Annotated in this window: 1 protein-coding gene; it reads right to left on the reverse strand. The window is 70.8% G+C overall.

Annotated features, from left to right (window positions below; genetic code table 11):
* The coding region (locus tag IH50_RS38375; protein ID WP_037873641.1) for a condensation domain-containing protein at positions 1-1,197 on the reverse strand (1,197 nt) is incomplete at both ends.

Raw genomic sequence — 1,197 nt, forward strand, 5'->3', positions numbered from 1 at the left:
CAGATCCGCCGCAGCGATCACCGCACCCCGCAACCCCGCAGGCACACCACCCGGACCAAACACCTCACCCACGGTGAACTCGAGATCGAACTTGGCCGCCGGTGTGCCGGCCGAGGCTCCTCGTGCCCGGACACCGGGCAAGTCCACGACAGCGTCGGCGTTGTTCTGGAGGGTGAGCATCACCTGGAACAGCGGGTGCCGGGCCAGGGAACGCGTCGGAGCGAGCTCCTCCACCAGACGCTCGAACGGCACGTACCCGACCAGGTCGTCCAGGGCCTCGTCGGTGCGGCCCGCGTTGGCCGATCCGATGGGGATATCGGTGCCCGCGCCGAGCCGGGACAGCAGGACCGCGAGGGCGGCCTGGAGCACCATGGCCACGGTCACGCCCTCGGCGCGCGCCACCTCCACGAGACGTGCGTGCACTTCGGCGGGAACGTCGAAGGGAACGCCGTGCCCACGGTGACTCGCCACGGACGGACGCGGACGGTCGTAGGGCAGCGTCAGCTCCTCCGGCGCACCGGCCAGCGTCTCCCGCCAATAGGCGACCTGACGCGACAGGACGCTGTCCGGATCGCTCTCGTCGCCGGCGATGTGGTGCACCACCACAACCAGCACATGCTCACCCGGCTTCCAGTCCAGGTCCTCGTGGTCCAGGACGTGCTGGTAGGGCTCGCCGTCGGCGGTCGCGAACACCGTCCGCAGCACCTCGTGGCGGGCGATCACGTCCCGCAGCGCGGCGTCGAGGGCTTCCCGGTCCACCTGGCCCGTCAGGCGAAGCACGGTCGGAAGGTTGTAGGTGGCAGTCGGCCCTTCCAACTGCCCGATGAACCACAGACGGCGCTGCGCGTACGACAGCGGAAGGCGTTCCGGGCGCGGCCGCACTGTGAGTGCGGCCCGTGCTTGGTCGGCGCCATCGATGCGAGCCGCAAGTCCCGCCACGGTGGGCGCTTCGAACAGGGTGCGCAGCGACAGCTCGACCCCGAGCACCGACCGCACCCGGCTCACCAGGCGTACAGCGAGGAGGGAGTGGCCGCCGAGGGCGAAGAAGCTGTCGTCGACGCCGACGGTGTCGACGCCGAGGACCTCGGCGAACGCCGCGCACAGGATTTCCTCCTGCGGCGTCGCCGGCCGGCGACTGCCCGCCGTGTTCCCGGTCGTGTACTCGGGTGCGGGCAGTGCCTTGCGGTCGAGCTTGCC

It is taken from the genome of Streptomyces sp. NRRL S-37, assembly GCF_000721605.1.
In the GTDB taxonomy this organism is placed as follows: Bacteria; Actinomycetota; Actinomycetes; order Streptomycetales; family Streptomycetaceae; genus Streptomyces.